The 7544-nt window shown below is 73.0% G+C and carries 8 protein-coding genes and 1 pseudogene; 4 read left to right on the top strand and 5 right to left on the bottom strand.

The window, feature by feature from the left end; genetic code table 11:
- The first annotated feature begins 72 nt into the window (after positions 1 to 72).
- On the top strand, positions 73 to 783 hold the full coding sequence (locus tag IO24_RS0128605) for a response regulator transcription factor (RefSeq protein ID WP_031140485.1): 711 nt from the start codon (positions 73 to 75) through the stop codon (positions 781 to 783).
- Complete coding sequence (locus tag IO24_RS0128610; protein WP_031140487.1) at positions 780 to 2138, top strand: sensor histidine kinase; 1359 nt, start codon at positions 780 to 782, stop codon at positions 2136 to 2138. Before IO24_RS0128605 ends, IO24_RS0128610 begins: the two co-directional genes overlap by 4 nt.
- Positions 2139 to 2144: 6 nt before the next feature.
- Here the strand turns inward: IO24_RS0128610 and IO24_RS0128615 are convergent, their stop codons facing one another.
- A complete protein-coding gene (locus tag IO24_RS0128615) occupies positions 2145 to 2669 on the bottom strand; it encodes an SgcJ/EcaC family oxidoreductase (RefSeq protein WP_031140489.1) in 525 nt (174 codons plus the stop codon).
- 169 nt (positions 2670 to 2838) lie between these two features.
- On the opposite strand from IO24_RS0128615, the gene IO24_RS0128620 reads away from it, so the two are divergent.
- Positions 2839 to 3675 (top strand): PhzF family phenazine biosynthesis protein, encoded by an 837-nt coding sequence (locus tag IO24_RS0128620; RefSeq protein WP_031140491.1) that lies wholly within the window; start codon positions 2839 to 2841, stop codon positions 3673 to 3675.
- A gap of 4 nt (positions 3676 to 3679) precedes the next feature.
- Here the strand turns inward: IO24_RS0128620 and IO24_RS0128625 are convergent, their stop codons facing one another.
- From IO24_RS0128625 to IO24_RS0128635, 3 genes are all read right to left on the bottom strand, one after another.
- A complete protein-coding gene (locus IO24_RS0128625; protein ID WP_031140493.1) occupies positions 3680 to 4339 on the bottom strand; it encodes a DUF5063 domain-containing protein in 660 nt (219 codons plus the stop codon).
- Complete coding sequence (recR, locus tag IO24_RS0128630) at positions 4332 to 4931, bottom strand: recombination mediator RecR (protein ID WP_031140496.1); 600 nt, start codon at positions 4929 to 4931, stop codon at positions 4332 to 4334. Before recR ends, IO24_RS0128625 begins: the two co-directional genes overlap by 8 nt.
- A 94-nt stretch (positions 4932 to 5025) precedes the next feature.
- On the bottom strand, positions 5026 to 5367 hold the full coding sequence (locus tag IO24_RS0128635) for a YbaB/EbfC family nucleoid-associated protein (protein WP_078899404.1): 342 nt from the start codon (positions 5365 to 5367) through the stop codon (positions 5026 to 5028).
- Between the two features lie 277 nt (positions 5368 to 5644).
- Between IO24_RS0128635 and IO24_RS0128640 the strand changes: the two genes are divergently transcribed.
- Complete coding sequence (locus tag IO24_RS0128640; RefSeq protein ID WP_031140500.1) at positions 5645 to 6403, top strand: SLATT domain-containing protein; 759 nt, start codon at positions 5645 to 5647, stop codon at positions 6401 to 6403.
- A gap of 175 nt (positions 6404 to 6578) precedes the next feature.
- Here the strand turns inward: IO24_RS0128640 and IO24_RS0128645 are convergent.
- Positions 6579 to 7544: pseudogene (locus tag IO24_RS0128645) on the bottom strand (serine/threonine protein kinase); the annotation flags it as partial.

A 7544-nucleotide genomic window follows, 5' to 3' on the forward strand; every position in this document is an offset into this window, starting at 1 on the left:
GAAAGTGCCCGGCGTCACAATCACACGTGGGCCGAGCCCTGTGCCCCAACTTTCAAGCACTAGGGTTCGCCTGTGCGCGTACTCCTGGTGGAAGACGATGAACCGGTCGCCGAGTCCCTGCGCCGTGGCCTGCGGCGCTACGGCTTCGAGGTCGAGTGGGTCACCACGGGGGAGGCGGCCCTCGGGCACGAGGGTCCCTACGACGTCGTCCTGCTGGATCTCGGCCTGCCCGACGCCGACGGCCTGGACGTCTGCAAAACGCTGCGCGGGCGCGGCGACATCCCGATCATCGTGATCAGCGCCCGCAGCGACGAGACGGACCGGGTGGTCGGCCTGGAGCTCGGCGCGGACGACTACGTCACCAAGCCGTTCGGCGTCCGGGAGGTCATCGCGCGGATAAGGGCGGTCATGCGCCGCGCGCAGCCCCGCACCCCCGCGCAGACGCCCGACGCCGGCCCCGACCGCTACGGCACCCGTCTGACGATCGACCGCAGGGCGGCCCGGGTGCGCGTGGACGGCGAGGAGGTCGCCCTCGCGCCCAAGGAGTACGACCTGCTGGCCTTCCTCACCGAGGAGCCCGGGGCGCTGATGTCGCGCGAGCAGATCATGGAAGCGGTCTGGGACGCGAACTGGTTCGGGCCGACGAAGACGCTGGACGTGCACGTGGCGGCGCTGCGGCGCAAGCTCGCGGGGGCGATCGTCATCGAGGCGGTGCGCGGGGTCGGCTTCCGCCTCGAGATCACCGGGGAGCCCGGCACGGGCGGGAGCGGCGCCGCCTCATGATCCGCCAGCTCGTCCGCAGCTACGTCCTGCTCGTGGCGGTCGCCATCGCGCTGTTCACCGTGCCGGTGGCGTTCACGCTCACGGACCAGCTGCGCGGTGACACCAGGTCGGCCGTCCTGCGCGAGGCCCACGCCATGGCCCTGCTGCTGGGCGACGGCCGGGCCGCCTCCTGCCAGGCGCTCGAGGAGATGGCCGGGGCCTACGACGACGAGATCCAGGTGACCCGCACCGCGAGCTGCGCGGCGGACCTGCCGCGGCCGGCGGCGGACGCGGCACTGACCCGGGCCCTGGAGGAGGGCACGCCCACCACGAACTGGGGCTCCTCCTTCATCTGGGGCCCCGAACTCGAGGTCACGGTGCCCGCCCACGCGGCCGGCACGGACCGGGTCGTCGGTGCCGTGCGCGTCGTGTACTCGACCGACGAGATGACCGGCCGCCTGTGGCAGATCTGGGGCTTCCGGGCGATCCTCGCCGTGCTCGTCCTCGGGGTGGCCGCGCTGCTCGGCGTCGCGGTGGCCCGGCGCCTCACCCGGCCGCTGCGCCAGCTCAACGACATGGCCAGCAAGTTCAGCGACGGCGATCTGACCGCCCGCTCCCCCGTGACGGGCCCGCCCGAGACCCAGACCCTGGCGCGCACCCTCAACCAGGGCGCCGAACGCCTGGACACCCTGATCGCGGCCCAGCGCATCTTCGTCGCGGACGCCTCCCACCAACTGCGCACCCCCCTCACGGCGTTGCGGCTGTCCCTGGACAACATCGCGGACGGGGTGGACGACGAGTTCGTACGGGAGGACGTGGAGCAGGCGACGGCGGAGGTCGTCCGGATGAGCCGGCTGGTCAGCGGGCTGCTGGTGCTGGCCCGGGCCGAGGCGAAGGTGGCGGCGGCCGAGCCGCTCCCGCTGTTGGACATCGTGCGGGAGCGGCTCGCCGTGTGGAGGCCGGCCGCCGACGAGCGCGGAGTCACCATCGCGCTCGGGGGGAGTGCCGACGGCCGGCCGTCTGTGCTGGCCAGCCCCGGTCATCTGGACCAGATGCTGGACAACGTGCTCTCCAACGCCCTGGAGGTCTCGCCCGACGGCGGGACGATCACCGTGCGGGTGGAGCCCCGGGGCGATGTGGTGGGGGTGTCGGTCCTCGACGAGGGGCCCGGCATGTCCGACGCCGAGAAGTCCCGTGCCTTCGACCGCTTCTGGCGCGGCCAGGGCCTGACCGGGAAGTCCGGCTCCGGCCTCGGTCTCGCCGTCGTCAAACAGCTGGCGACGGACGACGGCGGGACCGTGGCGCTGACGGACGCCCCGGGTCGCGGCCTGTGCGTGACGATCACGCTGCGGGCGTCCCACCGGGGCGGCGGCTGACCCGGCTCAGCCCTGCGGCATCTTCGAGGAGTGGTGGTTGACGATCAGCCACGTGCCGTTCGGCTGCTTCTCGTAGGCGTAGGTGTAGCGGGCCTTGACGGTGCTCTTCTCACCCGTGGCGGGGTCGGTGAGCGCGAACTCGTAGACGCCGGTGTCGATGACGGTGTCGCGGTCGAGGACGTTGACGACGGACTCGGTCTTCGTCCCGACCGGCTTGTTCCGCAGGAAGTGCTCGAAGTAGCCGAGGATCCCGGCTCTGTCCGTGCGGACCTGGTCGGAGACGGTCGGCAGCAGGACGGCGTCCTTCGCGTACAGGTCGGCGACCTTCTTCGGGTCGCCGGTCCGCAGCGCGGCGTTCCAGTGGTCGAACAGCCCGAGCACCTGCGTCCTGGTCACCGGCTCGGCGCGCTTCTCGCCCTTGCTCCCCGAGTCGGCTCCGGCGACCGAGGCACCGAGGGCGAAGGTGCCGGCGGCCAGGACCGCGGTGGCGGTGGCGATGGCTGTGCTCCGGCGGGCGGGGCGACGGCTCATGACATCTCCAGTGACCGAAGGGAGTTGCTTGCCTCCGCGTTCGCCGCGGTGGAAGTGACTCCAGCCTCGCGCTTCGCCGGTCAGGGGCCGTGCAGCCCGCGTACAGGGGACGTACAAGGTGCCCCCAATTCACGCGGCGTGACCGGGGGCCGGGCGCTACCGTCTGGGCATGGAGATACTGCGCTACGTGGCGTTCAGCACGGATCCCGAAGGCGGCAACCCCGCGGGGGTGGTGCTCGACGCGAGCGGCGCCGACGACGCGGCGATGCTGGCGACGGCGGCCGAAGTCGGCTACTCGGAGACGGCGTTCGTGGTGGAGGCCTGCGACGGCTCCCTGAACGTCAGGTACTTCAGCCCGCTGGCGGAGGTGCCGTTCTGCGGCCACGCGACGATCGCCACGGCCGTCGCCCACGCGGAGCGGCACGGCACCGGGCGGCTGCTGCTGCGCACCGCGGCGGGTCCGGTCACCGTCACCACGGACCGGGCGGCGGACGGCGCGGTCGTGGCGACCCTCGTGAGCGTCGCACCGCGTACGGCACCGGTCGAGGAGGCGGATCTCGCCGAACTGCTGGCGATCCTGGGCTGGTCGGCCCGGGACCTGGATCCGGAGCTGCCGCCCCGGGTGGCCTTCGCCGGGGCCTGGCACCCGGTCATCGCCGCAGCGAGCCGGGAGCGGCTGGCGGACCTGGACTACGACATGGCCGCGCTCACCGCCCTCATGGCCCGCAGGGACTGGACCACGATCGACCTGGTCCGGCGGGAGTCACCCACCGTCTTCCACGCCCGCAACCCGTTCCCGCCCGGCGGCGTGACCGAGGACCCGGCGACGGGAGCGGCTGCGGCGGCGTTCGGCGGCTATCTGAGGGAACTCGGTCTCGTCACGCCACCGGCGACGCTGACGATCCACCAGGGCGCCGACATGGGACGGCCGAGCGTGATCACGGTGTCCGTTCCGGAGGGCGCTGACACCGGGATCGGCGTCACCGGTACGGCCGTTTCGATCTGACCGCCTACGTCGCCGGGCGCAGCCCCAGTGGCTCCGCGATCTCCTCCGTCATCACCCGGCCCGCCTCGATCTCCAGCGTGTCGTCGCCCATGCCCTGGTCCGTGTCCAGACCGTCGAGTTCGGCGAGGGGCTGGTTGAGGCGGACGTGGGCGAGGACCGACTGGAGGGCCCTCAGGCTCGCCGAGGCGGTGGAGCCCCAGTTGGAGAAGTAGGAGAACTGCCACCACCACAGGGCCTCCGAGGTGCGGCCCGCCCGGTAGTGGGCCATGCCGTGGCGCAGGTCCGTGATGACGTCCGTGAGGTCGTCGGAGATGCGGGCCGGAACCGGGGCCTTGCGGGGCTCGTAGGGGTCGAAGACCTCCGAGTAGACGTCGATCGGGTCCAGCAGGCGGGCCAGGTTCTCGCGGAGCTCGTCGACGTCCGGCTCGGGACCCGAGTCGGGTTCGTAGCGCTCGTCGGGCACGATGTCCTCGTGCGCGCCGAGCCGGCCGCCGGCCAGGAGGAGTTGGGAGACCTCCAGGAGGAGGAAGGGCACGGCCGATTCCGGCTCGTCGCCCTTCGCGACCTCCGTGACGGCGACCAAAAAGCTCTCGATCTGGTCCGCGATCTGGACCGCGAAATCGTCCGGGTTCTGCTCGGTCGCGTGCAGCGTGGCGTCAGACATCTAGGAGTCGTCTCCCCTCGAAGGCGCGTCCGAGGGTGACCTCGTCCGCGTATTCCAGGTCCCCACCCACCGGGAGGCCGCTGGCCAGGCGGGTGACCTTCAGGCCCATGGGCTTGATCATGCGGGCGAGGTACGTCGCTGTCGCCTCGCCTTCGAGATTCGGGTCCGTGGCCAGGATCAGCTCGGTGACCGTCCCGTCCGCCAGGCGGGCCAGGAGCTCTCTGATGCGCAGGTCGTCCGGGCCGACGCCGTCGATCGGGCTGATCGCGCCGCCCAGGACGTGGTAGCGGCCCCGGAACTCACGCGTGCGCTCGATCGCCACGACGTCCTTCGGCTCCTCGACCACGCAGACGACGGCCGGGTCACGGCGGGTGTCGCGGCAGATGTTGCACAGCTCCTCCTGTGCGATGTTGCCGCAGGTCGCGCAGAAGCGGACCTTCGCCTTGACCTCCGTCAGGGCCTGCGCGAGGCGCCGGACGTCCGTCGGCTCGGCCTGCAGGATGTGGAAGGCGATCCGCTGGGCGCTCTTCGGACCGACGCCGGGCAGCCGTCCCAGCTCGTCGATCAGGTCCTGGACCACGCCTTCGTACAACGGACTGCCCTTCCTGGGTCTTCGGGGTCGGTACGCACCGTCCCGTACGTACCGTAGTTGTCTGCCGCCTGTCGGAGGAAGGCGGTGCGCCGGGTCAGAACGGCAGGCCGGGGATACCGCCGCCGCCCAGACCCTGCGCGAGCGGGCCCAGTTTCTGCTGCTGGAGCGCCTGCGCGTTCTCGTTGGCCGCCTGGACCGCCGCCACGACCAGGTCGGCGAGGGTCTCGGTGTCGTCCGGATCCACCGCCTTCGGGTCGATCTTCAGGGCGCGCAGCTCGCCGGCGCCGGTGACGGTGGCCGTCACCAGACCGCCGCCCGCCTGCCCGTCGACCTCCGTCTGCGCCAGTTCCTCCTGCGCCTGTGCCAGGTCCTGTTGCATCTTCTGGGCCTGCTGGAGCAGCTGCTGCATATTGGGCTGGCCACCACCGGGGATCACGATCAGCTCCTTGCTCGGTACGGGTTTTCCCGTTCGGCACGAGCCTACGTGGTCGGGGCTGCCGTCGCCCCAGCACTCTTTCGAGTGAGTCCCCCTCGCGCCCTATACCCGATCAAGGAATACTTCCGGGCGGAAAAGAGGCGAAAGCTACGTCTTCGCCACCCATTGGGAGGTAGGAAGGGTCGGGCGCGTTCCAGGATGCAGGCTTTCGTCCATCGCGCAGCGTGATCGGTGGGTGAACCGTGCGTGGTCATTCGTGGTCAGTGAGGAGTGCCGGGTGGGTCAGCCGGAGATGCAGCCCGAGGGGCCGCCTCAGGACGGGCGGGGCGAGCAGGCGGCGGCCGGGCTGCGGCCGGGCGATCTGACCGGGCGGGTCTTTCCGCTCGGGGACTGGGGCGAGCCGGCGGTCCGGCTGGACGAGCTGTACCGGTGGGTGGAGCGCGGGGCGCTGCGGACGGCGGCCTGGTACCTCGCGGACCGGGTGTGGAAGCGGCGGTGCGCGCGGGTGCTGCGCTGCGGGACCGCGGCCGGGGCGGTCACCGGGGTCACGCTGCCCCTGCTGGATCTGACCGGGGCCGCGGGCGGGGTCGCACCCTGGGGGTGTCTGGCGCTGCTGGCGGGGGCGGCGTGTGTGGCCGTCGACCGGTACTTCGGGGTGACGTCCGGGTGGATGCGGGACGTGGCCACCGCGCAGGCCGTGCAGCGGCGGCTGCAGGCGCTGCAGTTCGACTGGGCGGCGGAGAGTGTGCGGGAGGTGCTGGGGCCGGCGGAGGGCACGGCCGGCGAGGCCGCCGAGCGGTGCCTCGGGGTGCTGCGGAGGTTCTCCGAGGACGTGACGGAGCTGGTGCGGGTGGAGACGGCGGACTGGATGGGGGAGTTCCGGTCGGGGTGTGCCGCGCCGGCGGGGTTGCAGGCGGTGGTGTTCCCGGGGCCGGGGCGCGGGGCGGAGGTGGGCGTGAACGGGCGGTTCACGGTCCCCCCGGCGGGGGGCGCGCGGCCGAACATGCCCCGGCAGCGGCCGCCGGAGCCGCGGTGAGCCGGTCGGCGGCCCGGCGGGATCACGGGGCCCGCGGCCAGGACGCGCACAGAGCTCGCCGGTGCCCGGACGATGCGATCGTCCGGGCACCGTAGGACCGTACGAGCGCCTCTCCGGTTGCACGTCGGCCGGAATCCGCCCGACGTGCAACGGCCTCCCGGTCACCGGGAGTCGGTCACTGCTTCGTGTACGTCAGCCGCTCCCCGCTGCTGCTGTTCACGCGCTGGAGCGTGCCGTCCGGGAGGAGGGTGACCTCGGTGGCCGCGCCCGGGGTGCAGGCGGTGCGGGGCTGCCCGGCCTTCACGGTGGACGGGCCGATCTTCAGCGCGCCGCCGGTGGCGGGCTCCGCGGTCAGTCGCCCTTCGAACACGCAGTGGTAGGTGCCACCGTCCTTGGTGGGGCCGTCGGCCACGAGGGACAGGACCGTGTCGCCCGGTTCGCCCTGCTGGAGGGTGAGCGAACGGCTGTGCTCGCCGTCGGCGTTGTCGATGGTCGTGGTCCAGGTGCCGAGGTACCCGGTCGGGATCGTGCCGTCCGCCGGGGAAGGGGAGGTGTCCGGCTGCGAGGTCGTCGGGGACGGGCCCGGAGTGGTCGCGCCCGTGCTCTGCGTGGGGCCGGGGCCGGGGCCGCCGTCGGTCCGGTCGTCGGCGCCGCCCTGCATCAGCGCGTACACCGACCCGCCGGCGGCGAGCGCGACGACCAGGGCGATCACGACGAGCAGCGCGGTGGAACGGCCGCCTCCTCGCGGCGGCGGCTGCGGCGGGCCGTACGGCGGGGTCGTGCCGTAGGGCGGCGGGCCGTAGGGCGGGGTGGAACCGAGGCCGCCGTAGGCGGGGTGGGGCGGGGCGATGCCCGGAACTCCGTGCTGGGGGTGCTGCTGGGGGTGGCCGTACGCCGGGTACGGGGGCGGGGGTGTCTGCATCTGCGGGTGGGACGGGGCGCCGGGGCCAGGAAGTTGCCCGGGTGCCTGGGGCGCGCTCTGCCCCGCGACCATGGTGGGCAGATGGTTCACCGGCGGCCCCTCGCCCGGCAGGCCCGGCGGAGGCGGCCCGGGGGTCGCGGCGGGCGCCGTCGCGGGGGCCGGGGGCGGCGCGGGGCGGGGCGACGACTCGTCGGCGGCGGGGCCGTGCTCGGGGGTGGG

It is taken from the genome of Streptomyces flavovariabilis (assembly GCF_000725785.1).
In the GTDB taxonomy this organism is placed as follows: Bacteria; Actinomycetota; Actinomycetes; order Streptomycetales; family Streptomycetaceae; genus Streptomyces; species Streptomyces hawaiiensis.